The following is a 24,723-nucleotide window of genomic DNA, read 5'->3' as shown; positions in this document are numbered from 1 at the left end:
CTCCTTAAGCAATCAATAAAATAAAGCCAAGAATCAGCATAATACTAAGACTGATGCTCTCACTGTAAATGAGAATTTTTGGGCTTTTGGTTTGAAAACGATTTTTGGTAAAGACCGAAGCAATCGCTGTTATAGCGATGACGCTACTCATCCCTAAACTCATGCTAAGAGCGGCTAAAAAACCTAGAAGGTACGCTCCCGTATTGAGTGCAAAAATAAAGATCGTAATCGTTCCCGGGCACGGAATGACTCCAGCGCTTAAAACTACGCCCCAATCGGTACTTTGCGACTTTGGTGAACAGGCAGAGCATTTACATGTAAAAGGGTGTTCGGAAAATGAGACGATTTTAGGAGTCTGTTTAAATGCCTGAAACGCTTTGATTTTTTGCCACCCTAAATAACCCGCAATGGCAATAATCATCAGCGCTGAGAGTTTCGTCGCATAGTACGTCACGTTGGTAAAAAAAGCATTAAAGAAGAGATCAAAAAGTCCGTAAATGACGAGTGTGAGCAAAAAAGCGGCAAACGTATGCACAATGCCAATGAGTGCAGCCATGCTCAATGCTTTGGTATAGCGATGATCTGAGGCAAAAAGATAAGAGCTGACCAACGCTTTACCGTGTCCTGGACCCGCGGCATGAAGCAGGCCGTATAAAAAAGATGTGCCTAAGAAAAGGGCATAGGCTAAAAGTGTTCCTTTCTCTGTGAGATTGGTGATGGCTTCTTGAATATTCTGCTGCATATGGGTTAATCGTGATTGAAGCCATGACATAGATGTTGGAAGCGGTTGCTCTACCACAGGAGGTATTGACGCTTCTTTAGCCGTCATGATGGGCGCAGTGATATTTGCCTCCGCTGGCATGCCCGTGGTAATTTTGGTAAAAGCAATATGGTTAAAAATATTGAATTCCATAGTAAAGGGTTTTTCTATCGTATAGGTCACATTGTGCACTAAAAATTTAAAATACTCTTCCTTGTCTTCGGTCACAAAGGAGAGTTCATCGCCTGCTGTCACTGCTTGATTGACCTCGGTGGTAAAGCGAAAAATGAGCGTGTCACCGTCTAAAAAGAGATTTTTTGTTTTTACATGTAAAGGTATTTTCTTCACATCGTCTTGATTAGGTCGCGCTACACTGAGGTATTCGATGGTTGTCAGATAATGGCGCTTTGCGATGTAATTTTCCAAAATAATTTTGATACGCTCTAGCTCTTTGGGATCGAGTTTGTTATTGTGATTTTCATCGTAACGTGCTAAGAGAGTATTGATGAAATCTTGTGTAAATGTCCATTCAAAGGTAATGGTTTCAACTTTTGAAGGCGTTCCGTTCATGGTGATAATTACCGTAGCCGATGGGGTGTATAAAGCACACAATGCACAGGCAAAAAGGTTGTAAGGAAGGGCAAGCATCAAAAAGGCTAAGAGAAACTTTCGAAGCATGCTTTAAAAAGCTCTGGTTGAAACTGGGTTGAGCAAAAACAATAGTCCCAGTCCTATAACGATGAGAACACCCAAAAGGCGCAATGCCCAGAACCAACGTGGCTGAGTGATAACAGGTTTCGTCTTTTGCATGACATTGACCAATAAACCTGCAAGCGAAATGGTAAGTCCCATACCAAGGCTCATAAAGATGGCAGCGATCATTCCTATAGTAATATGCCCTAACGTAATGGCAAAAAAGCAAAGGGTAATAACGCCAGGGCAGGGAACGACACCGGCTAATACAACGACCCCAAAACGGCTTTTTTGTGGGCGAACACTCTCTTTTGTCATTGTGCGTGAGCGCCAAACATCGTAAAGTAACCAGCATCCCATGAGGACAATCAGTGCACCTGAAATTTGAAACAGAGGTGGATTGACTTGACGAAAAAATTTCATCGCACTGATTTGAATCAGATACGTTGCCGCCAGTGTCACCACAAGGGCAGAAAGGGCATGAACGATAGCGATTAAAAAGCCTATTTGAAACACGTGAGAGCGTTTGGTGGGGTTGGCTAAAAGATAACCCGCAACAAGTGCTTTACCATGACCTGGACCAATGGCATGTACCACACCATAACCAAAAGAGAGCAGAAAAATAAGCAACATAGGCATTAGATTTCCATCGTCAATGGCTCGGAAATGAGAAGAAAGTTCGGTATTGAAATAGTGGTTTGCTTCAGCAAAACTGATAGCGAGGGATGAAAGCATGTGAGTCTCCAAAATAAGTAAAGGTTATTGTACAGAAGCGTCATTGTGAAAAAGATAAATAAGTTTTTTTAGTTCATTATTTGATATTTATTATCAAATTTAAAAGAAATTAAGCAAAGATACTCTATTATTTCAATAACAATTATCAAAAAGGAGAAAGGATGTCGGTACTTGTCATAGGTGGAGATAAAATTGATTCGATAGCGTCGGTATTGCAAGATTTCTCTTTTGAGAAAATCACACATTGGGATGCGCGAAATCCTTCTGTCGTGAAAAAAGATATTCCGCAAGATGTTCATCTGGTCATCATGTTGACGAATTTTCTAAATCACAATGCGATGAATAAATTTAAAAGCGAGGCAAAACGAAAGGCCATTGAATTTATCTGTGCAAAGCGCAGTGAAAGTTCTGTCTTTTGTGAGCTTTGTAAAAAATACAGCCCAAATGGTTGTATGTTCGAAAAATAAAAAGGAGTTAATAGATGCAGTTACGCTATTCACATATGATTATGGCGATGGTTTTAGGAAGTAGTTTAAGTATCGCAAGCGAGGCTACCAATTTGGAAGAGGTTTTTACACAAGGCAAAATAGAAAGTACTCTTGGTTGGTTTGGGCAATCTAATAATGCCAAAGGTACCACCGCGGATAGTGGTTTTTCAAATGGATATTTAAATGTGGGGTTTGAGACAGCACCATTATACGGCGTTAGTTTAGGCGTTTCTGGGTGGGGTAGTGTCAAAACCAGTGAAAAAAACGACGGTGATTATAAAAATGCTATAGCCGACCAAAGTGTCCTTTCTCAAGCTTACATCAAGATTGAGCATGATGGTATGGGAAAAGTCGTTCTTGGTCGCCAAGCAGTGGATTTTAATTGGTTGACCGATTATATCGAGGGTGCGACATTTGAATTTAAAGGCATTGAAAATCTTGTTTTCAATATGGCATGGGCACGTAAATACTCGGTTGTGGACATCGATGAAGTTTCTGAAGCGTTTAGTAAACTCAATAATAACAATGGCATCTATATGTTAGATCTCAAATACACGCCGATTGAAGCGCTGGAACTCAATCCTTATCTTTATTATGGCGATAATCTTTTGAGTGCTTACGGTCTTAAAGCGACCGTGACCTTAGAGCCAAGTGAAGCGTTTAAAACGATTACCATGGCGCATTATGTAACAATTAACAGCGATGTTGTAGGCACGTTAGATGGTTCTTTTGCTCAAGTAGAACAAGGTGTTGACTTTTTGGGTGCGAAATTAGCGCTTGGGTATATTAAAGTGAATAAAGATGGCATGGCAGGGCTTGGGGAGTTTGGCGATCAATTACCTTTTGAAGAGCACAATCATACGTTTGATAAAGATGCTAAAACACCTTATATAAGTGCAGCATATGAAATTGAAGGCATTAAGCTGGGTGCCATTTACGGTAGCACGAGCTATTTAGATGAAACTTCAGGGGATAAAATCAGAGAGAAAGAGCTTAACTTGACTATTGGATATGAGATCATCAAAAACCTTGAAGCTTCGATGATTTATGCCAATATTGATAACGACAACAACGATGAAAGCTATAATGCCATTAAAGCGCATATCGCCTATAAGTTTTAAAATATGAAAAGATAGAGAGAGTTGGGGTCTCTCTATCTTGAATCTAAAAGAGGGCTATGAGTGTTTAATATCTGTGCAATGAGCTCTATACTGAAGTCAATCCCTAGTTTGCTTGTATTCATACAAAGATCGTATTGTGTGGCATCGCACCATGATTTTCCTGTGAGTAATTGATGGTAACGAGCACGTTCATCATCGCTTTGCTCCAGCATTTTATGTGCTTCAATATTTGAAAGATGGTATAGCGCTTTAATGCGTTTTTGACGAAATTGACTTTCTGCGTGTAAAAAAATACTGATATGATTTGGATTGTCGCGCAAAATATGTGAGCCACATCTTCCTATAATAATGGCAGAACGATCTTTGGCAATACCTTTAATAATTTCAGATTCAACTTTAAAAATAGCCTCTTCTGTGGGAACAAAAACTTGTGGTGGCAGATAAACATCGGGGCTGCAAATGCTAGATTGTAAGAAGGATTGCCAAAAAGAGGGTACTTTTTCATCACGTGATTCTAGATCTTCTTCAAGCATGGAAAATTCTTTAGCTGCTTGAGAGATGATTTCTCGGTCAACATAACTAAAATTAAGTTTTTTCGCCAATTGTTGCCCAACATAAGCACCACCACTACCTATTTGGCGACTAATAGTGATGATTTTATGGGATGTATTTTCCATTTTTATAATCTCCTCAAAAATGAATGCCAGTGCACTAATTGCTTAAGTATACTCCTCTATAGCCTATAAAAAAAATAAAAAGTGTAGAAATGAAATTTGCCAAATGAGCTGAAAGAAGAAGGGTTCAATGACTTGTTCAGCGTGCATAAAGAGGTATATTTGAGAAAATGACTTGAAGAATGGTGGAGTGTAGGGGGATCGAACCCCTGACCTCAACGCTGCCAGCGTTGCGCTCTCCCAGCTGAGCTAACACCCCAAAAAGAGACATGATTGTAACCAAGCAAAGCTTAAGAAAAGCTCTAGGCAGCTATTTTTTTACGCTTTTGTTCTTTAATCGTTTCGTAGGCTTCTTGAATTTGTTGAAACTTTTCAACAGATGAGGTATCTTGGTGATCTGGATGACATATTTTGGCGAGGTGGAGATATTTTTTACGAATGGTTTGTAGGCTTTCTGTTTGCGAAACTTCAAGAATTTTATAGTATTTATCCAGAGTATATGGTTGATGAATAATCATTTCCTTTACGACTTTTTTGACGACTTTAATAGGTTTATTATACATCGCAACAAGTTTTTGCAAAAATGCCAAATTGTGAGTTTGTGAGGTACGCGCACATATGTAGTATAAAGAAGTAAGAAATTCTTTTCTTTTTTTTTCTTCTTTGGGTGTCGAAAAATTAATAAGTGTATCATTAACCCAAAAAGATTTAGTAAATTTTTGGGACAACGTTTTACTTACATGTAAAAAGTGTGATGAGCTTTCAGGAATATTAACTGTGATACAATCAGAACTCAAATGCAAACGCATGTGTTTTCCTTCTTTATTAGGTTATCTGTTTTTAAGCAAAAGAAGTTCCGTTTTTATGATTTTGGTACAATGAGAGTATTTTTATAAACATGGGTTTGTTTTATTACACTGCGGTATTTATCTTAAACGTTAATTATTTTTTAATTCCCATTTATGTATAGTTAAGTAAATGTCATAGGCAAGGAGATTTTGTGAGTAAACGTGTAATTTTAGTCGATGATTCTAAAACAATTTTGGCGACTGCTGAGATGGCACTTGAAGATATGATAGGAAAAGGGGTTATCGAATTTGCAACGTATCTCAATCCTGCTGAACTTTTAGAAGCACTTCTTGGAGGTGCTGAAAATTATGACCTTCTCATTAGTGACATTAATATGGCTCAGATGAGTGGACTTGACCTTTCAGAGCAGTTAAAATCCCATGAAAAATTTAAAAATAGACCTATACTTATTTTAACAACAGAGAGTTCTCCTGAAATGAAGGCAAGAGGTAAATCCATTGGTGTAACAGGTTGGATGGTAAAACCTTTTAGTGATGAAAAGCTTGTGAAAGCTATAACGATGGTATTAGGACTCTAAAATGGAAGAAAAAAAGATTAAAGGTGTTGGAAGCGTGGCAAATCGATTTCTTACTTTCTATCTTGAAGAAGAGATTTATGGTGTCAAGATCTCCGATGTCAAAGAAATTATTGCAATGATGAAGACAACTCCAGTGCCTAAAACACCCAAGTTTATCAAAGGGGTCATGAATTTACGAGGCAATATCATTCCTGTAGTGGATATGCGTGCTAAGTTTGATATGCCAGAGGTTGAACCACAGATGTATACGGCTATTGTCATTATCACGATTGAGGGCAAGAACATTGGTTTTATTGTCGATAAAGTCGAAGAAGTGGTCAATGTAGATGATGAAAATATTTCTCCGCCACCTGAATTTGGTTCCAATATAGATACAAGGTTCATAGAAAATATGGCCAAACAGAAAAATAAAGTCGTAATGATACTTGATTTAGTGGCACTTTTTGGTGAAGAAGAGTTGAGTTTAGTTCAAAATTTAAGTAAAACAATCAGTGATAAAGGATAGAGAATGGGCAACAATATGACGTTAGGAAAGAGAATTACGATTGGCTTTAGCATTTTAGTATTTATCACCGTGGTGTTAGGTATTATAGGGGTTGTTAACATGCGTAATGCGGCAAGTGGGGCTGAAAAACTCTCAAATGTTTATGTCCCAGGAGTAGATGTTGCCTCTAACATCTTTAAAACGGCCAATGAAATACGTTACGACATGCGCGCATTTGTTTTAAATGATGATGAGACCGTTCTTGTCAATGTCAAGAAAAATTTTACAGAACTCAAAAAATACCTTTCTCAAGCTGAAGAACTTGGCAAAAAAAATAACCTTAAAGAATTATTGCAGGAAGAGAAGTCTGCTTCGAAATCACTAGATGAATATCAAACATGGACAGAGCAGAGCGAAAAAACCTTAGCAAAAAAGAAAATATTAGATTCGGCAATGGTTGAGAATGCCGCTGCTTTTATAAAAAGTACCGTGGCCTATGTTGATTCTCAGCAAGAACAACTTAAGCAAGATTTAGAAGATAAAGCGGATAAGACAAAACTTTGGGATCGATATGAAAAAATAGCTTTGATTAATAATGTGATATCAATTGCTACGGAAGCAAGAATCGCTGGGCAAAGAGCACAGGTCAAAAATGATGTTTCTTTATTAGATACAGCCGTTGGTAAATTTGAGAGTATTTATAAAAATATTGCACAAATGAGAGCTACAACAGTGCGCCCCGTTAACTTGGAACAGCTCAAAAATATTGAAGCTTCTGCGAAAGCCTATGAAGGTGCGCTTAAAGGTTTTATAAGTATTATGCAAGAATCATCCAATCAAGGCAAAAATTTAGTAAGAATATCCGTTGATGTGTTAAATTCTGCCGAAGCTGTTCAAGATTTGGGACTTAAAAATGTCAAAGATATTTCTAATGAATCAAATAGTTCATTAAGTGTTGCTTCTTGGATCATGATTGTTGGGTTGATTGTAGCATTGATTATAAGTTCTATTGTTGCACTGTTTATTATACGAAGTATTGTTAAAATCGTCACAGATGCAGTGAAATCGCTTTCTGAGGGGACAACCCAAGTGGTCAGTGCCAGTGAACAAATTAGCTCAGCATCCGTTTCGTTAGCGGAAGGCGCGAGTTCTCAAGCGAGTAGTGTCGAAGAGGTTAGCGCAACGATTGAAGAAGCGACTGCTAGCAATAATCAAAATGCGGATAATTCACGAGAAGCTAATATTCTAGCACAGCACTCCAATGATGCTGCAAAAGTCGGTAACCACAGGGTGATAGAACTGATGACTGCGATGGAGCAAATCACTGCTTCTTCTCAAAAAATAGCCAAAATTATCAAAACAATTGATGAAATAGCTTTTCAAACCAATCTTTTGGCACTGAATGCTGCCGTTGAGGCTGCACGTGCTGGTGAACATGGACTGGGCTTTGCCGTAGTTGCAGAAGAAGTCAAAAACCTAGCAGAGAGAAGTGCAGGGGCGGCTAAAGAAATTACGGGCATTATTGAAGCGAGTATCGACCAAGTGAAAGCTGGAACCGAAGTTGCCAATAAAACCAAAGAGTCTTTTGAAGATATTTTAAATGGCATTAAAAAGACATCAGATCTTATCGGAGAGATTGCCATTTCTGCGAAAGAGCAAGCGGAAGGAATGAATCAAATTGCCACAGCAATGGGTTCAGTAGATCAAATCACACAACAAAATGCTTCCGCTTCTGAAGAGACAGCCGCTGCTGCAGAAGAGCTAAATGCTCAAGCGCTCTCTATGCTTGATAATGTTTCAGAATTAGCATTGCTTGCAGGGTTTGACATGGGGAAAGAAAATCGTGCTCCTTCAAATATCAAAAGAATTTCAACACCGAGTATATCTCCTAAACGACTTTCAATGTCAGCAATCAGTAAAAAGCCTATCAATAAGCCGTCATCCACAACTTCACGACGCACTAATGAAGATGTTTTTCCTCTAGAAGAAAGCGATCTCAAGGAATTTTAGAATAAATCTTCGCAAGGAGATGAAATAATCTCCTTGTAAAAAGCTTGTAGTAAAGGTTTTGATATGTGTATTGATGGTGATATCTTAGAATTAGATATAGAGATGGATTTAGAAGAGGTCAAAGCATTGCAAGTATTTGTCAAAGATAGGCTCAATTATATCGAAGAGATTTCACTACTTCGTTCAGAAACGGGCTTACCTGTTACTTCGGCTCTTTTTTCACTTCTTTTTTGTATGAAGAAGGTTAAGCCTTCTCTTAAAATAGATTTTATGAATACCCTCTCTTTAGATTTAGAAAGTTTTGGAATGATGTATTGGAATACACATGAGTAAAGAAAAATTAAAACAGATATTTATTGAAGAGGCCACTGAGATTATCGAAAAGATGGATATTGATATCCTTAATTTTGAAGAATCTCCGAGTGATAAAGGGCTCTTGAATGAGATATTTAGAGGGGTTCATACACTCAAGGGCAGTGCCAATGCATTTAACTTTTCTCGTCTTGGAGAGTTTGTTCACCACTTTGAAGATGTGTTAGATTTTTTTAGAAGTAGTGATGAAGTACCCAATGCTGGTCATGTCGATGTCTTTTTAGAGGGCGTTACGGTTATTAAAGAGACGCTTGTTTATGAAGTTGAAGATAAAAGTGGCACCCCCGAGGGCTACGAAATATGTTTAGAAAAGATACGCAATATTATTTTACATGTAAAGAGTCAAGAAGAACCACAAAGCATCACATGTAAAGACTTGGCTTTAGAATTTGGCAATGATGATTTTGAGATGACTCCTCAAAAAAAAGTAAATGAAGAAGAATTTTTCAGTGCTTTACAAAAGGATGAAAAGCTTTTCAAAATTACACTTAAACTCGATACCGATATTTATTTACGGGGCTTTGACCATTTTTTATTTTTCAAAAACCTTTTACATGTAGGGAGAATTCTCTCCTCTTTTTGGCAGGTTCCTCAATGCGATGACCTTGAGTCTTTCAATGCTGAAAACAATGAAATCAAAGAAGTAACGGTTTATCTTGCAAGTCTCAAAATGGTTGATGATATTGCAGATGTATTTGCTTTTTTAGAAACAGAAGAATTCGAAGTAACGCTCGTTTCTCCTCCTCAAAAAGAAGTGGAAGTTTTCAAAGATGAAGAAAAAATTGAGGTAAAAGAAGAGATAAAAGAAGAAAAGAGCAAAACCGTTGTGGCGCAAAAAAGCTTTTTAAAAATAGATTCACAAAAGCTTGATGAATTGTTTGACTCTATTGGCGAATTGGTGATTGCCCAAAACTATCTTGGTGAAAACGGTAAAATCAAGGCAGTCAAAGATGCTGAAGTAACGAAAACCATTGAAAATCTCTCAAAAATTACCAAATTAATTCAAAATCGTGTGATGGGTCTGAGGATGATTCCGATTCGGGACACTTTTGAAAAGATGAAAAGAGTGGCGAGAGATTCATCCAAAAAAGTCAATAAACCCATTCATCTCGTGCTTGAAGGAGAAGATACCGAAATTGATAAGACAATGGTGGAAGCTCTCTCTGACCCACTTATTCATATTATTCGAAATTCTATTGACCATGGTATTGAAAGCACGCCCTCCGATAGACTAAAAGCAGGTAAAGAAGAAGAAGGTGTTGTAACACTGAGTGCGTACCACAAGGGTGGCAATATCATTATTGAAGTGCGCGATGATGGTCGTGGTATTAATAAGCAAAAAGTGTATCAAAAAGCTTTAGAGAGAGGTATCATTAATGCGAATGATGAGCTGAGTGAGGCACAGGTTTTTGGGCTCATTATGCAACCTGGATTCTCAACTGCCGATACCATTAGCGATCTTTCTGGTCGAGGAGTAGGGCTCGATGTAGTACGTAATGCCATTGAGGGCGTACGGGGTAAAATTGACATCGTCTCTGCTGAAGGAAAGGGCAGTACCTTTTCGATTGTTTTACCTCTAACGTTGGCAATTATTGATGGAATGATCGTGCGATGTTCGGATAAAATTTATATTATCCCAACCCTTTCCATCATCGAATCTTTTAGGCCACAACAAGAATCCGTGCATATTGCTGGCGGTAAAGAAGAGTTTGTTCAATTACGTTCTGAATTATTACCGATTATAAGATTAGCCCGAGCCTTAGAACTTGAACACACTTCTCCTAACCCTTGGGAGTCAACTTTAGTATGCATTGAAAATGATAAAGGCAAATTTGCCCTTTTAGTAGATGAACTGGTTGGTCGTCAACAAGTTGTTATTAAAACACTCGGTGAGTTTTTTGCCAAGACGGAAGGTGTCAGTGGCGGAGCAGTTATGGGAAACGGTGAAGTTGCACTGATCTTGAATGTGGAAGAACTGTACTAATGGAGCGGCTCACTCTCAGTAAAAAAGAGTTTGAGCTATTTAAACATTATATTTATGAACATATTGGTATTTCATTAGGTGAGCAAAAAATTTATTTAGTGCAAGCACGACTCGCTAAAAGGGTTAAGTTGCTGCACCTTAATGATTTTAGCGAGTATTACAACATTTTAGTAAATGACAAAACTGGACATGAACTGGAATACCTTTGCTCTTTAATCTCGACAAATGTAACTTCCTTTTTTAGAGAATCAAAGCAGTGGGAGTTTTGGAAAAATAATCTATCAACCATGATGGAGAAGAAAAATAATAAGCTTCGCATTTGGTCTTCTGCATGCTCTACAGGGGAAGAACCTTACAGTATTGCTATGTTTTTAGAAGAAAATGCCCCCAATAGTGACATAAAGATTTTAGCGACCGATGTTTCACCGCGGGTTTTAAAAGAAGCCAGTAGTGGTGTTTACAGTGAAAAAGCCGTAGAATCACTAGGAAATATTTATCTCAACAAGTATTTTAATAAAATACACCATAACGAGAATAGCGTTTACACAATCGATGAAAAAATCAAACGTCATATTGTTTTTCGAGGATTTAATCTTGTAACGGGTAATTATGATATTTTTAAAGAAAAAAAATTTGATATCATTTTTTGCCGTAATGTTATGATCTATTTTGACAAACCAACACAAGCGACCTTAGTACAAAAATTTTATAACATGTTGCAACCAGGTGGGTATCTTTTTATCGGAAGTTCAGAAGCACTCACCGATATCAAAACGGGATTTAAATCCAGAAGTGCATCAATTTATCAAAAGGTTTAAAATGACTGAGACTATAAGTGATAAAGCATTATTAGAAGAGATAGAAAGACGGTTTGAGCAAAAAAATACCATGCTCGAAGAGTTAGAATTTACGACTAAAAAGTTGTATGATCTCAATGAAAAGCTTAAAGAAACGGACTCTGTAAAAGGAGAATTTTTATCGTTGATTAAAAATGTATTTAACAACCCTGTCAGTTCACTGCTTAATCTTTCTTCCATGATGCAAAAAAATGAAGATTCTCCCAAAACTGAAAAAATTAAAAGCTTTTTAAATACAGAATTGCTCAAGCTCAATTTTCAACTGACCAATATCTTTATGGCAGCAGAAATAGAAGCAGGAGAAATAGGCAGTTATTTTAGTGAAGTTGATCTGGAAAAACTTTTTGAAGAAGTAATAAGTTCCTTTACCTATTTGATAGAAGAAAAATCATTGGTTATAGAGTCCCATATCGCTTTGCAAGAGGTTGTTATCAGTGATACCAAAAAGCTTCATTGCATTCTCTCTAATATCATTTCAAATGCCTGCGAATACTCTTTTAGAGGTAAAAAAATTACGATCAATGTAGATATAAAAGGCAAAAATCTTGTGATTGATATCACCAATACTGGTGATATGATTTTGAAAGAGTATAAAAAAGAGGTTTTCAATCGCTTTAAAAAAGTGGATAAAAAGAGCAAAGCTAGGGAATCCGTTGAAGGTCTTGGTTTGGGGCTTAGTGTTGTCAATGCCTTAGTCGATTCATTGGATGGCGAGATTGATTATGAATCCAGTGAAGAGAAAACAACATTTACAGTAGTGCTTAAACTTCAGGAGAAAAACGTGGCAGAAGCACTTTTAGGTGAAGGTGGCAATGAATTTATGTTTGATGACTTTGATGATATGAAAGAGTTTTGATGTTATCACGAAAATTCATCCATGTTGGAGAAATTTTTATTGCCATCAATCCCACAGAAATTGTTACGGTACTAGGCTCTTGTGTGGGTGTATGTTTGTACGATAAAGTACAGATGATAGGAGCGATGAACCACTACCTTTTACCACTTTGGAATGGCAATGGATTGGAAAGCCCAAAATTTGGCAATATTTCCATTCCTAAGATGATTGAAAATATGGAAAATATCGGCTGTTCTAGGCGTAATATGGAGGCTAAGATTTTTGGAGGCGCCAATATCCATAAAACCAATACTGAAGGGCAAATGATAGGACAAAAAAACATTATGATTGCCAAAGAGATTTTGAGACAGTACACTATCCCAATTAAAGCGGAAGACACGGGGGGAAATAATGGTAGGCGTATTATGATGATCAGTGATGCCAACAGAATTATTCTTAAATATGTGCAAAATGAGATCATGGAAAATGATTAGGGTTTTAATTGTGGACGATAGCGCCACCGCGAGGCACATTTTACGAGAGATTTTAGAGAGCGATAAGCGCATTGAGGTCGTTGGTCTTGCTGCAGATGCCTTTATAGCACGAGATATGATTATAGAGCTTAAACCTAATGTCGTTTGTTTAGATGTCGAGATGCCGCGCATGGATGGTGTGACATTTTTACAAAAATTGATGACTTATTTCCCAACACCTGTCGTTATGGTTTCCTCTTTGACACGCAAAAGCGCACAAGTAACCCTTGATGCATTAGAGGCTGGCGCTATAGACTATGTGGCAAAGCCTCATTCCAATATTTACGATGGCAAAGATGAAATTCACGATGAGCTTATCCAAAAAGTGATAGATGCTTCTTATGCAAGAGTTCAAAAAATCATTCCTCATACAACCATCTTATCTAACCGACTGAGTATTGCAGAAACGACTAACAAAGTGATAGCAATTGGTTCAAGTACAGGAGGAACCGAAGCGCTTAAAGTTGTCCTTCGGGGCATGCCAAAAAATTCACCTGCTATTGTTATTGTTCAGCATATGCCTGATAGCTTTATAGGTTCGTTTGCCGCGAGGTTGGACTCTTTGTGTGAGATAGATGTTAAAGTCGCTAAAAATGGAGACTTTTTGACCATGGGTACGGCTTATATTGCACAAGGAGGCTTACACATGGTGTTGCGGCGTTCGGGTGCAAGGTATTTTGTCGAAATTGGTGAGGGTCGCAGAGTCAGTGGTCATTGCCCTAGCGTCGATGTGCTTTTTAATTCGGTTTCAAAAGTGGCAGGAGCAAATGCCTTAGGAATTATCCTTACAGGTATGGGAAGTGACGGGGCTAAAGGAATGTTCAATATGCACCAGGCGGGGGCTAAAACAATTGCGCAGTCCGAAGAGACATGTGTCGTCTTTGGAATGCCTAAAGAGGCGATTAAGTTGGGTGCAGTTGACTCTGTGGTACCGCTGGGTGAAATTAGCAATGTCGTTGTTTCAAAATTATCACATTAGGAACAAAGATGGTGATGGATTTTTTTTCTAATGAAAATAAGGTATCAATACTTTTTATAGGCGAGATGGCATATGATGAAATTTTGATACGCAATACAAAAAAACTTCCTCACTTTTTATATGTGGCACAATCTATGGAAGAGATTTTAAACATATGCACTCAAAATAATATTGATTTTATTTTTGGAACAGTTTCTTGCGAAGATAAAGGTTACCTTGAAACATTAAAGGAAATAAAGCTACTCTATCCTAACATAGAGATGGTTTTCTTTTTGGATTTACGTAATGATGAATGTTTTGGAGTGGTTCGAACGCTTGCTCCTGGGAAAAATTTTTGTATTGAAACACAAAAAAAATACGCTTTTGAGTATTTAAGAAATGGGCTAGAAGTCATTGCTCGAAAAAAAGTCCTTTCTAAAGGGATACAGTATTTTGACTCTCTTATAGACGCTTCTATTGTTTCCCAAACTGATTCTCATGGCAATATCACTTATGTTAACGATAATTTTACGAAGGTGACAGGCTACAAGCAAGCAGAGGTTCTTGGTAAAACCCATCGTTTCATGAGGCATCCCTCTAATGCGCTTGAAATATATACCGCAATGTGGGATACGATCAAACAGGGGCATGTTTGGAGAGAGAGGGTTTTAAATATTAATAAAGACGGAAGTGATTTCTGGGCCGATACGATTATTATCCCCTATAGAAATAGGAGTAATGGAAATATAGAAGAGTATATTGCCATCAGACGTGATATTACGCAAATGTTAGAAGAACGTCGTGCTATTCAGGCAAGAGAAATTAAAGTTCATGAGCAGACAAAACTTGCTGAAGCAAAAGATTCTTTTTTAATTTTATTTACCCATGAGCTTAAAACACCACTCAATGCCATCATTAATTTTTCGCAGTATTTGTATAAAAATATGCATCGCATTGAAGAGATTCCAAAAGAAAAGCGAATGCATCTCTTGGGACAAATTTATAAAAGTGCCTCTATGATGCTAGACAATGTTACCCATATTTTAGATTTAAGTAAACTACGAAACCATAAAATAAATTATACATATACACTTTTTAATCTCAAAGAGAGTATCCAAGATGTGATTGATAAACATGAAGCATTGGCGATGGAAAATAAAAAAGAGATCATTTTTCAAGATGATGGCAGTGAATCCTTTATTAGTAGTGATGAGTTTAGGTTTAAACAAATCATCGCTAATGTTCTTTCCAATGCAATCAAATATGGCTCTTCTTTAGTTGAAGTTTTTTTATTATGTGATAAGGAAAAAGTAGAAATTATCGTGGAAGATGATGGCAAAGGTATTCTTGATAAAGAGGGTGTTTTTGAACTTTATGAACAAAATTGGGGTGGCATTACCAATATGGAAAAAAAAGGTACGGGGATAGGGCTCCATTTTGTAAAATTACTCTGTGCAGATTTAGGTTTTAGCTGTATTATTGAAGATTCCCTTTCTTTGGGTGGCGCTAAATTTATTGTAACGAAAAAACTAAAGGACTAATATGCTCAAAGTGCTTATTGTTGATGATAATGATAACAACAGACTGACTCTCAATCTTTTACTTGAGGAGGTAGAGAATGTTGAAGTATATGAAGCGGAAGATGGGCAAATTGCTGTAGAGATGTGTGTTAAACAAAACTTTGATCTTATTTTTATGGATATCATGATGCCTAATATGGATGGTTTTGAGGCTACAAAACTTATTAGACAAGTACAAAAAAAATGTATGATTATTGCCTTGAGTGCGCTTGACGATCAGGCATCCAAAAATAAAATGCTCTCTTTAGGCGCAGAGGATTATCTGACTAAACCAATTGATGCCGAGCTTTTTTGCACTCGTATAAAGCACTATATTCGTATTATTCGCCATCGGAATAAAGAAACAAAAACAGCTTCCAATGTCTTAAATCCTTTCAATACCAAGGTTTATAGTCGGAATACGACTTTTAGGATTGAAAAAGAAGAATCTTTGGGGGAATTTTGGGACTATTGGCTCAATGGTGAAAAGAATATTCTAGATTTGAGTGATTGTGTGCGATTAATCTATGGTTTTGGATTGTGGTTGCTCAAAAATGAGCAGTCTTTTACCATTGTCATGGAAGAAAGCCCTGAGAAAGTCTATATGATGTTACTACACAAAGGCGCTATCAAAAATAGCATTATTAAAAATATTTTACTCAAACATTTTGCTCATGCTAAATATATTTTAACGAAAGAGATGCTCTCCTTTCAACTTGACATGGAAAAGAAGACTCCTCTTAAAGTTCAAAAAGCGACCATCGAAATCAGTGATGAGGCAAAAAAAGTATTGGAAAAAACGCATGATAATGTGTTGTCTGCTACAGAATATATTGACAACAATGTTATCTCTTTTATGGGTAAAATTGATGGACTTGAAATCATTAATGATGAGATAGATAAAGCTATTTTAGATTTTGAGCGTGATCCTAATAAGCGAACCGCTACGATTATTTGTGAGAATTTTCAAGAGTATGCAGATCTTTTAGCCGAGTTAGTTGATTTTGTTCATCTAGGTTTTTCAGTGCAAACGCTCATCAATTTTCTAGCAACTTTGACAGAAGATCAATTTGAAAAGACAAAAGTTAAAAAACTATCTTCAATGCTTCTCAACCTTTTGCATGATCTTTCCTCGTGGAGAGAAAATGTTTTTATTACTAGAGTTGCTCGCGATATCCACTATCTTGATGCGTCATTGCTCTCTTCGTGTATCCAGATCGAAGCTATTTTTGAAGAGAAAAGTGCAGATATAAGTGGAGATGATGAAATAGAATTTTTTTAATAACTTTAAATTTAACAAGCTCAATTTATCTATATTAAAATATTTTAAAGTTATTTCTTCCTGATTCTTTAGCCAGATAGAGTGCTAGGTCAGCATTTTTAATCAGTTGATTAAAGTCTTTTCCTGAGTCTGGGAAGAGACTAATGCCTATGCTCATGGTAATATGAATATCTAAATGATGTATTCTAATAGGTTGCTGGATTGCATCAATCAGTTTTTGAGCAATATGTTCTAATGCTTTAATTTCTTCTATTTCATCAATAAGAATAATAAATTCATCCCCTCCAAAACGTGCAACCGTATCTGATTTACGTGTAGTGAGGAGGAGTGTTTTTGCCACATGAATGAGGATCATATCGCCAACATCATGGCCCATTGAGTCATTAATCTCTTTAAAATTATCCAGATCCAAGAAGAGTACTCCGAATTTTTTGCCACTGTATTGATTGTTTTCCACCAAAAGTTGAAGTCTTTGATTGAGCAGTGTACGATTCGCCAAAGAGGTTAAGTGGTCATAATGCGCTTGTTTATAAATGATATCTTTTTGCTTAATAAGTTTACTTTTTGCGGTTTCGAGTTTTCGAATGGTTGCATTGGCAATTTTTACCGCTTTCGCCAATTCTTCACTTTCTTTATGGCAGCGTGATTTTTCTTCCATTAATCCCGTTTGATCATAAATTAGGATCGTTACTTGCTTTGTTTCAAGGTTGTAGGGCAGGATGGTAACATCTTGTTGCATAAACTCAAAAATAGATTTTGTTGTCATAGAGTTTTTCACGGGGAAAAGGTAGTCATTGGAATCTGCTGTAAAAAAAGAGGGGCTGTTCAGTGTCAAAGCCGCTTTGATGTGACGTTTGAGCGATTTTAATCGCTCTGAAGTTAATTCAAATAACGAGAGTAGATTTTTTCCTATAATATGCTCAGCTTCAACATTATTGTGAACGGCAAACCACTTATTAATGTAGTAGATGTTGAGATCTGTATCAACCGTCAAGATACCCACATTGATAGAGTCAATTATTTTTTCGCAGTTTATCATTGTTCTAGCTTATCTATGGTGCATTTTAGTTGCTCTAACATTTCGTTGTTAAGAAGGATAAACATATGCCCTAAGATATTTTCTTTTTCAATATCCAAGGCTGTTTTGATAACAATAACATTGTCATACCCCTCGATCTTGTCATACTTGTCCATTTCTGAGATGTCGCGTTTTTCAATGGATGGAACTTTAAAGATGGTTTCACCATGAATAATTTCACAGAATTTACCAATGCACGCAGATGTAATAATGTTAGTAAGTTCCATAATAGATGATTTAATATCGTTTTCATCACTGATCTCTTGTTTGAGTAAAAGGCTACAAAATACTTTGGCTGAATAGTTATTGAAAACAAAGAGAACTTCACCATTAAAAGAGCCTAAAAAGCGCTGTTTTGTGAGATAAAATTCAGAGTCATTGTCCAAGACTTCAATGATTTTATCATCTAAGTATTGGATGTCAATGCTAGAAATTTCAGGGATATGAAGTTTAGCACGGTTATCCAACATGTCACCAATCAAAGAGGCAGAAAGTCCAAAAGAGACGTTGATGAGTTCTTTTAAAATATCTTCTTGTTGCGGATTAAAGGACGATTTTGTCATTTAAAATACCAACTTTAGTAATGTTGTGCGAAATTCTTCTTCATCAATCGGTTTAGAAATAATGGCGGAAGCACCTAAGTTCAAAATTCTTTCTTTGGTACTTTTTTGGCGATCTGCTGAGACCATGACCACAAGTGCATCGGCGTTGATCTCCTTGATATGTTGTAACGCTTCAAAACCATCTATTCCCGGCATTGTAATATCTAAAAAAACAATATCGGGTTGGTGCTGCTTATACAGCTCAATGGCCTCTTCTCCATTACATCCTTCGATAATTTCAGCACTTTCTACAATTTTCTTCGGAATCATCTCGATGAGCCATTTCCGTGATATTTTTGAATCGTCCACGACTAAAAAAATCATTTTGTTTGATAAGCCCATCTCATAATCCTCATATTGTAATTCTATAAGGCAATATAGTACAAAAATTATCTTTAAAAAACTATATAAGATATTTTTTGGTATCTTCTTTTGTTTTAAACGGTGATGATTGAAAAAGTTTTTGGCCAATGCAAAGCGCATAATTTTGATCGTGAAATGCTTTGGTAAAAGTTAAAACAATACGACATGCTAGAGCTTCATCCGCACTGGAAGCGTTTTTTGAGAGTAAGGAAGAAGGGGCATTCATCTCTTCTTTTACATGTAAAAGATTAAATTTAGGGTTATGGAGACTATCAATAATATCATTCTCTTTTTCGTTACGCCCCACAACGAGTTTTGAGCCATCTGGCAATCTAAAATGTCTGCCATTTTTAAGCACTTCGATGTCTTCTTTGTCAAACGTTTCGTGCGTTACACAATCACGTAAGCGGATACTAAATTGAACATCGGTCAGTAAACAGCCCCCTGCAGGTGTAGGGTAGTCTTCCCAGCCCCACTCTTTGGCAAGGGAAAGTTGAGCATTTCTTCCTCTGCCATTAAAGCCTAAAAGTTTACTGCGATCGACCCACCCTTCACGTTCCGGCTTTGTCTCTTCCATCACGAGGGCACAGAGTGGACGAAGAATCAAATCTTCATCAATGTCATTAGCGATTTTTTTGACCAACCTCAGAGCATCTTTATTTTGGCTCATAGGGCGTTGTCCAATAACTTCGCCTGTGGCAATAAACGAAGCCCCGTAACGAGGCAGGAGTGCCTTGGCAACTGTAAACATGAACCCATGGCAGTCAATGCACGGGTTGAATTGTTTGCCGTAGCCATATTTGGGACTAAAGAGAATTTTTTGAAGGTATTCATCGCGAACATCAATGACTTCCAGCGTCGCTCCTGCAATCGCTGCGCGTCTTTTAAGGGTATCGTAGTTGTCTTCTTTGACACCAAAACCAATGTTGATATGCAGCGCAATCACTTCAATGCCCTGATTTGTTAAAAGTTTCATTGCGAGCATGCTATCAAGCCCGCCACTATAGAGTACTAATGCTTTCATACGGAACCAATTCACCTTGTTTTAATTTCATCATTTTTTCTTGAATTTTGCGGATCAAAAACTGTTTTTTATCGTAGCTCAGCTCTTTTGCCATTCTGATTTCTTGGAATTTTTCGTTGTAGTAGTGATACAAAAATGCGACCATGGAAGCGATGAGTGATTTTTCATCGTACACCTTAATATCTTCCCACAACATGATACGTCTCAGCTTTGGATGTTCAAATTGATTTTCTAAAAGTAAAGAGAACTCTTCATGATGGGTTTTGAACATAGAACTATCGATGGTATCGAGTACCGTGTCAATCAGACTTGGCTCACTCAAAATGGTTTTGATGATGGTCAGCTCTAGCATATCTTCAAAGGCACGCTCTTTTTTATCAAGTCTTTGGGGTTTGTGACTTTGGATTTTCACCAAATTGTGATGAAGCCCCAATTTCTCAGAAAGCATCCCTGTATAGCTCTCCTGAACGGCTTGTGGAAGTGTTTTAAGATAGCTCATTGCTTCGGTGAGTGCTTGTTGTTTGGCTAAAGGGTCTTTGAGGTTGTATTTTTTCACCATACGTTCTAATGCAAACTCAATGAAGGGCTGAGGGGTGCGGAAAAGATGGTTCAGGGCATCCATCAGACCATTTTGTACCATGTCAGCAGGGTCCATACCATTGCCAAAGAGTACCACGCCACCTTTGATACCATGAGCACTCAGTAAAAAAGAGGCTTTGAGTGCCGCATTAATCCCTGCATCATCACCATCATACGCGACGATTACTTCAGGATCACCCCTCGTGATGAGTGGAATATGCTCGTTGGTAAGGGCAGTACCAAGCGTTGCCACGGCATGTGTAAATCCAGCTTGATGCAGCATAATAACGTCCAAATAGCCTTCGGTGATGATGATGGTTTTTTGTTTGTAAATAGCCTCTTTGGCGAGTTGATAGCCATACAGCAGTTGTGATTTATTAAAGTGTTTGGTTTGGGGTGAGTTTACATACTTTGCGGGATGATTAGAAAGGGTGCGTCCGCCAAAGCCAACAAGCCTGTTACTAGGTGAATAGATGGGAAAGGTGACGCGTTCAATAAAACGAGCATAAGGTTGATTATTTTCACCAATGCCTGCCACACCGTATTCCATACTTTCACTCATCGCGTAGCCACGGGAGCTTAGAAAATCCAGCGTGGCGAAGGAAGCAGGTGCATAGCCGATTTCAAATTTTTCAACAGAGGCCTCGGAAATGCCTCGTTTGATGAGATACTCTTTGGCAAAAGGAGTCTTATCAAGCTGTTTGATGTAGAAGAGATTCAAGGTTTCCATCAGTTTGCGATCTTCTTTTTTGATTCCATCTGTTGTGGTATAGGAGAGTGAAAAATTAACCATATTGGCGAGTTTTTCGATGGTTTCAGGGTAAGAAAGCTTTTCGTATTCCATCACAAATTTGATACTATCTCCACCTGCGCCACAGGCAAAACAGTGGTAAATTTGCTTTGAAGGACTCACGACAAGACTAGGACTGGTGTCGTTGTGAAAAGGGCAGACACACTTATAGTTAGCGCCATTTTTTTTCAGCTCTAAGTAGGAGCCTACGACGTCGACAATATCAAGACGTTGTTTGAGATTCTCTATGGATGTTTTATCTATCATGGTTAAATTATAGCAAGTTTGGTATAATAGAATTCTGTTTCAAACTTCACATGCGAAGGTTTACGTCTTGGATAATTTTTTTATAGCGTATCGTGATCCGCTTTTTGGTGTCATTATCTTGTTTGCGATTGTCTTTGTCATCTCTTTTTCCAACTATTGGTGGGGTGTTTTTAAGAACAAAGAAGAGAAGCAGAGCATCGATAAATTTGTTAAAAAATTTGAAATTGTTACCGATGAAAACGAATATAAAAAGCTTTTAGAAGACGCTTCTATTCCTTTAGAATCTTTGGCTTTACTGGCACATGCTTATGCCAAAAGTGGCGATTATGAAAAAGCGATTAATATCTATCTTGTTACCCTTAAGCGCGTTAAAGGCAAAGACGAAAAGCAATACCTACTTTCAACCCTCGGAAAGACTTATTTTAAAGCAGGCTTTTTGCGACGAAGTTCTGAGGTCTTTTTGGAGTCATTGCGTTTGCATCCTCGAAATGCTGAATCTCTCAAATACTTAACCGTAGCCTATGAACAGCTCCAAGAGTATGTTAAAGCCGAAGAGGTACTAGACTCACTTGAAGAGTTGGGGGCAAAAGTAAATGTACAACGAACATATTTAAAAGCCCTTGAAACGATTAAAGAGAGTCGTCTTAAAGAAAATCAGAAAGTTGAAAAGTTGTTAGAACTTTCTAAAACAGCACCTTTCTTAAAGCGAAAAGTGTTTGAATACTTGCAAGAAAATGGCATTAAAATCGAGTCTTCTTTTTTTGAAACACTCTCTTCTTCTGAGATGATTGATCTTTTATGGTACGTTGACCCGATGGTGTATGACATCCTTACATGTAAAGATTCCTTAGTGCAGCAAATTGCGATGGCGCGGGGACTTCGCCCTTATGAAGCACTAGAGAGTGAAGCCCCCTTTGCGATTGATATTTTGGGAAAACTTCAAAGCATTGGCTATACTAAAGCGAGTCTTGGTTTTGAATACCTTTGTGCTGAATGCAAGCAAGTTTTTCCGATTCATTTTTACAGGTGCCCTCATTGCCAAAGCATCAATACCGTAACCATTCACACGAGACTGACCAAAGCAGACGATGAAGAAAATATCTCTTTTCTGTGATGGCTCTTCCTTAGGAAATCCTGGGGCTGGGGGCTATTGTGCCATTTTACGTTTTGGTAGTAACGAGCGCGTTATCAGTGGTGGAATGGCAAATGCTACCAATAACCAGATGGAACTGCTTGCCGTCATTGAAGGCTTGGCTGCGCTTAAAGAACCGTGCGATGTTACGCTTATTAGCGATTCAAGTTATGTCATTAAAGGCATTAATGAATGGCTTGATGGGTGGAAGCGTAAAGCGTTTGCTAAGGTGAAGAACCCAGAAATGTGGCAACGTTATGTGGAAGTCTCCCAAAACCATAAAGTACATGGTATTTGGGTGAGAGGACATGATGGACATGCCGAGAACGAGATGTGCGACCGAATCGCTAAAGAAGAAGCAATGAAAATAAAGGAAAGATAATGCAAAAAAAATTAGAGGCGTTACAGAAGCGTTTGGGTTATCAGTTTAAAGATCAAGACCTGATAATCGAGGCACTTACGCACAAAAGTTCTAAACAACCTTACAATAATGAGCGTTTGGAGTTTTTAGGCGATGCGGTGCTTGATCTCATCGTCGGGGAGTATCTGTACCATGAGTTTACACAGGTTGCGGAAGGTGAACTCTCCAAACTTCGCGCTTCACTGGTGAATGAAAAAAGCTTTGAAAAGCTTGCACGTCTCTTGCATTTAGGTGAATACATCTACATCTCTTTAGCGGAAGAGAACAACAATGGACGTGAAAAACCCTCTTTACTCTCCAATGCGTTTGAAGCCATCCTTGGCGCGCTTTATCTTGAAGCTGGACTTGAAAAAGCCAAAAATTTAGCGATTGCCCTTTTGGAAGAGGCGTACCCTAAAATCGATATGGATGCGATCTTCAGAGACCATAAAACCACTTTACAAGAGCTCACACAAGCCCATTTTGGGATGACACCGGAGTACCGCTTGGTGCGCTCTTTTGGACCCGATCATAAAAAAGAGTTTGAGATAGCAGTTTCCGTCCGTGGTCGTGACCTCTCGATTGCCAGTGGTAAAAGTAAAAAAGAGGCGCAACAAAAAGCGGCGATGTTGGCATTAGAAATTTTGAAAAAAGAGATCCGATGAGTAGCAACACCTTTGGCAAAAAATTTAGTTTCACAACCTTTGGCGAGTCGCATGGAAAGGCAATCGGTTGTGTGGTCGATGGCGTACCCGCAGGCTTGAGAATCGATGAGAGCTTTATCCAAAGTGAGCTAGATCGTCGCAAACCCGGTCAAAATAAATTTGCTACCGCTCGAAAAGAGGGCGATACCATCGAAATTTTAAGTGGTGTATTTGAAGGCAAAAGCACAGGAACTCCCATTGCGATGGTTATTTTCAATGAAAACCAAAAAAGTGGTGATTATGAGAGTGTGAAAGACCTTTTTCGCCCGGGGCATGCAGATTTTACCTATTTTGCCAAATATGGCATTCGAGATTACCGAGGAGGAGGGCGCAGTAGTGCACGCGAAACGGCGGCGCGAGTAGCGGCTGGAGCGATTGCAAAACTGCTTTTAAATACTTTACATGTAAAGGTTCAAAGTGGTATTTGCGCCATTGGTGGCATTGAAGCAAAAAGCTATGATTTTGAGCGTGTGGCAAAGAGTGAGATTTATGCCCTTGATGCTAGTGTTGAAGAGGCACAAAAAGCAAAAATTTTAGAGGCTAAAAATGCGCATGATTCCGTGGGTGGTGTGGCACTGGTTCAAGTGATTGGCGCACCTGTAGGGTTGGGCGAGCCGATTTATTATAAACTTGACGCTCTTTTAGCCGAAGCGATGATGGGGATTAATGGCGTGAAAGGGGTCGAAATTGGTGAGGGTTTTCATGCCTCTTTGCTTAAAGGTTCAGAAAATAATGATGCAATTACCAAAGAGGGTTTTGTAACCAATCATAGCGGTGGAATTTTAGGAGGCATGAGCAATGGTGATACCATTACATGTAAAGTCTATTTCAAGCCGACACCGTCTATTTTTATTGCGCAAGAGACAATCGATAAAGATGGGAATGCGCTTACATGTAATCTCAAAGGAAGACATGATCCGTGCATCGCAGTGCGAGGAAGTGTGGTTGCTGAGTCAATGGCAGCTTTGGTGATTGCCGATCTGCTCCTTTTAAACCTTGGGTCCAAAATAGAACATCTCAAACACGTTTATAATCGATAAATAACGAGGTGG

26 protein-coding genes and 1 tRNA gene are annotated in these 24,723 nt (G+C 38.0%); 17 read left to right on the top strand and 10 right to left on the bottom strand.

All coding sequences use genetic code 11. The features are described from left to right. Positions 1–4: 4 nt before the first annotated feature. Together SJPD1_RS12280 and SJPD1_RS12275 are read right to left on the bottom strand one after the other, a co-directional pair. Positions 5–1,438: a nickel/cobalt transporter gene (locus SJPD1_RS12280; protein WP_096047398.1), complete on the bottom strand. Its 1,434-nt coding sequence runs from the start codon at positions 1,436–1,438 to the stop codon at positions 5–7. 3 nt (positions 1,439–1,441) lie between these two features. Then, positions 1,442–2,188: a nickel/cobalt transporter gene (locus SJPD1_RS12275; protein ID WP_096047397.1), complete on the bottom strand. Its 747-nt coding sequence runs from the start codon at positions 2,186–2,188 to the stop codon at positions 1,442–1,444. 161 nt (positions 2,189–2,349) lie between these two features. Between SJPD1_RS12275 and SJPD1_RS12270 the strand changes: the two genes are divergently transcribed. Together SJPD1_RS12270 and SJPD1_RS12265 are read left to right on the top strand one after the other, a co-directional pair. Further along, positions 2,350–2,655, top strand: a complete 306-nt coding sequence (locus SJPD1_RS12270) for a DUF2325 domain-containing protein (protein ID WP_096047396.1) — start codon at positions 2,350–2,352, stop codon at positions 2,653–2,655. A 14-nt stretch (positions 2,656–2,669) separates the two neighbouring features. Then, positions 2,670–3,797: an Opr family porin gene (locus SJPD1_RS12265; protein WP_096047395.1), complete on the top strand. Its 1,128-nt coding sequence runs from the start codon at positions 2,670–2,672 to the stop codon at positions 3,795–3,797. 32 nt (positions 3,798–3,829) lie between these two features. On the opposite strand, the gene SJPD1_RS12260 is transcribed toward SJPD1_RS12265, so the two are convergent. The 3 genes from SJPD1_RS12260 to SJPD1_RS12250 form a co-directional block, all read right to left on the bottom strand. Further along, entirely contained in the window at positions 3,830–4,474 is a 645-nt protein-coding gene (locus tag SJPD1_RS12260; protein ID WP_210394369.1) for a cytidylate kinase-like family protein, read from the bottom strand. A gap of 180 nt (positions 4,475–4,654) precedes the next feature. Then, a tRNA-Ala gene (locus SJPD1_RS12255) sits at positions 4,655–4,730 on the bottom strand. A gap of 43 nt (positions 4,731–4,773) precedes the next feature. Further along, entirely contained in the window at positions 4,774–5,280 is a 507-nt protein-coding gene (locus SJPD1_RS12250; RefSeq protein WP_096047393.1) for a J domain-containing protein, read from the bottom strand. Between the two features lie 191 nt (positions 5,281–5,471). Here SJPD1_RS12250 and SJPD1_RS12245 point away from each other — a divergent pair, with 191 nt between their 5' ends. The 11 genes from SJPD1_RS12245 (at position 5,472) to SJPD1_RS12195 (ending at position 16,732) form a co-directional block, all read left to right on the top strand. Beyond that, a complete protein-coding gene (locus SJPD1_RS12245) occupies positions 5,472–5,858 on the top strand; it encodes a response regulator (RefSeq protein WP_096047392.1) in 387 nt (128 codons plus the stop codon). A 1-nt stretch (position 5,859) separates the two neighbouring features. After that, complete coding sequence (locus tag SJPD1_RS12240; RefSeq protein ID WP_096047391.1) at positions 5,860–6,363, top strand: chemotaxis protein CheW; 504 nt, start codon at positions 5,860–5,862, stop codon at positions 6,361–6,363. A gap of 3 nt (positions 6,364–6,366) precedes the next feature. After that, positions 6,367–8,352, top strand: coding sequence for a methyl-accepting chemotaxis protein (locus SJPD1_RS12235; protein WP_096047390.1), 1,986 nt, complete (start codon positions 6,367–6,369; stop codon positions 8,350–8,352). A gap of 63 nt (positions 8,353–8,415) precedes the next feature. Beyond that, positions 8,416–8,685 (top strand): hypothetical protein, encoded by a 270-nt coding sequence (locus SJPD1_RS12230; RefSeq protein ID WP_096047389.1) that lies wholly within the window; start codon positions 8,416–8,418, stop codon positions 8,683–8,685. Beyond that, on the top strand, positions 8,678–10,708 hold the full coding sequence (locus SJPD1_RS12225) for a chemotaxis protein CheA (protein ID WP_096047388.1): 2,031 nt from the start codon (positions 8,678–8,680) through the stop codon (positions 10,706–10,708). Before SJPD1_RS12230 ends, SJPD1_RS12225 begins: the two co-directional genes overlap by 8 nt. Beyond that, the gene (locus tag SJPD1_RS12220) at positions 10,708–11,526 is read left to right on the top strand and encodes a CheR family methyltransferase (RefSeq protein ID WP_096047387.1); all 819 of its coding nucleotides are present in this window, start codon (positions 10,708–10,710) and stop codon (positions 11,524–11,526) included. Before SJPD1_RS12225 ends, SJPD1_RS12220 begins: the two co-directional genes overlap by 1 nt. A gap of 1 nt (position 11,527) precedes the next feature. Next, positions 11,528–12,421, top strand: a complete 894-nt coding sequence (locus SJPD1_RS12215) for a sensor histidine kinase (RefSeq protein ID WP_096047386.1) — start codon at positions 11,528–11,530, stop codon at positions 12,419–12,421. Continuing rightward, complete coding sequence (locus SJPD1_RS12210) at positions 12,421–12,894, top strand: chemotaxis protein CheD (protein WP_087439399.1); 474 nt, start codon at positions 12,421–12,423, stop codon at positions 12,892–12,894. Before SJPD1_RS12215 ends, SJPD1_RS12210 begins: the two co-directional genes overlap by 1 nt. 10 nt (positions 12,895–12,904) lie before the next feature. Beyond that, the gene (locus tag SJPD1_RS12205; RefSeq protein ID WP_245391472.1) at positions 12,905–13,912 is read left to right on the top strand and encodes a protein-glutamate methylesterase/protein-glutamine glutaminase; all 1,008 of its coding nucleotides are present in this window, start codon (positions 12,905–12,907) and stop codon (positions 13,910–13,912) included. Between the two features lie 14 nt (positions 13,913–13,926). Then, positions 13,927–15,432, top strand: coding sequence for a PAS domain-containing sensor histidine kinase (locus SJPD1_RS12200; protein WP_168171362.1), 1,506 nt, complete (start codon positions 13,927–13,929; stop codon positions 15,430–15,432). A 1-nt stretch (position 15,433) separates the two neighbouring features. Continuing rightward, on the top strand, positions 15,434–16,732 hold the full coding sequence (locus tag SJPD1_RS12195; RefSeq protein ID WP_096047383.1) for a response regulator transcription factor: 1,299 nt from the start codon (positions 15,434–15,436) through the stop codon (positions 16,730–16,732). Positions 16,733–16,766: 34 nt separating this feature from the next. On the opposite strand, the gene SJPD1_RS12190 is transcribed toward SJPD1_RS12195, so the two are convergent. The 5 genes from SJPD1_RS12190 to dnaG form a co-directional block, all read right to left on the bottom strand. Beyond that, positions 16,767–17,771: a sensor domain-containing diguanylate cyclase gene (locus SJPD1_RS12190; protein WP_096047382.1), complete on the bottom strand. Its 1,005-nt coding sequence runs from the start codon at positions 17,769–17,771 to the stop codon at positions 16,767–16,769. Further along, the gene (locus SJPD1_RS12185; protein ID WP_096047381.1) at positions 17,768–18,373 is read right to left on the bottom strand and encodes a chemotaxis protein CheC; all 606 of its coding nucleotides are present in this window, start codon (positions 18,371–18,373) and stop codon (positions 17,768–17,770) included. The genes SJPD1_RS12190 and SJPD1_RS12185 overlap by 4 nt, the downstream gene beginning before the upstream one ends. Beyond that, entirely contained in the window at positions 18,374–18,754 is a 381-nt protein-coding gene (locus tag SJPD1_RS12180; protein ID WP_226372201.1) for a response regulator, read from the bottom strand. Positions 18,755–18,815: 61 nt separating this feature from the next. Further along, entirely contained in the window at positions 18,816–19,799 is a 984-nt protein-coding gene (locus SJPD1_RS12175; RefSeq protein ID WP_096047380.1) for an argininosuccinate synthase domain-containing protein, read from the bottom strand. Further along, the gene (dnaG, locus tag SJPD1_RS12170) at positions 19,777–21,435 is read right to left on the bottom strand and encodes a DNA primase (RefSeq protein WP_096047379.1); all 1,659 of its coding nucleotides are present in this window, start codon (positions 21,433–21,435) and stop codon (positions 19,777–19,779) included. The genes SJPD1_RS12175 and dnaG overlap by 23 nt, the downstream gene beginning before the upstream one ends. 67 nt (positions 21,436–21,502) lie before the next feature. Here dnaG and SJPD1_RS12165 point away from each other — a divergent pair, with 67 nt between their 5' ends. The 4 genes from SJPD1_RS12165 to aroC are packed head-to-tail and all read left to right on the top strand — an operon-like array spanning position 21,503 to position 24,711. Next, the gene (locus tag SJPD1_RS12165) at positions 21,503–22,549 is read left to right on the top strand and encodes a tetratricopeptide repeat protein (protein ID WP_096047378.1); all 1,047 of its coding nucleotides are present in this window, start codon (positions 21,503–21,505) and stop codon (positions 22,547–22,549) included. Beyond that, positions 22,524–22,949, top strand: a complete 426-nt coding sequence (gene rnhA / locus SJPD1_RS12160; RefSeq protein ID WP_096047377.1) for a ribonuclease HI — start codon at positions 22,524–22,526, stop codon at positions 22,947–22,949. Before SJPD1_RS12165 ends, rnhA begins: the two co-directional genes overlap by 26 nt. Then, complete coding sequence (rnc, locus tag SJPD1_RS12155; protein WP_096047376.1) at positions 22,949–23,632, top strand: ribonuclease III; 684 nt, start codon at positions 22,949–22,951, stop codon at positions 23,630–23,632. Before rnhA ends, rnc begins: the two co-directional genes overlap by 1 nt. Next, on the top strand, positions 23,629–24,711 hold the full coding sequence (gene aroC, locus SJPD1_RS12150; RefSeq protein WP_096047375.1) for a chorismate synthase: 1,083 nt from the start codon (positions 23,629–23,631) through the stop codon (positions 24,709–24,711). The genes rnc and aroC overlap by 4 nt, the downstream gene beginning before the upstream one ends. The last annotated feature ends 12 nt before the right edge of the window (positions 24,712–24,723 follow it).

It is taken from the genome of Sulfurospirillum diekertiae (assembly GCF_002309535.1).
Classification (GTDB): domain Bacteria; phylum Campylobacterota; class Campylobacteria; order Campylobacterales; family Sulfurospirillaceae; genus Sulfurospirillum; species Sulfurospirillum diekertiae.
Note: the sequence above shows the minus strand (reverse complement) of the source record. Positions and strands in the feature narration are given on the sequence as shown.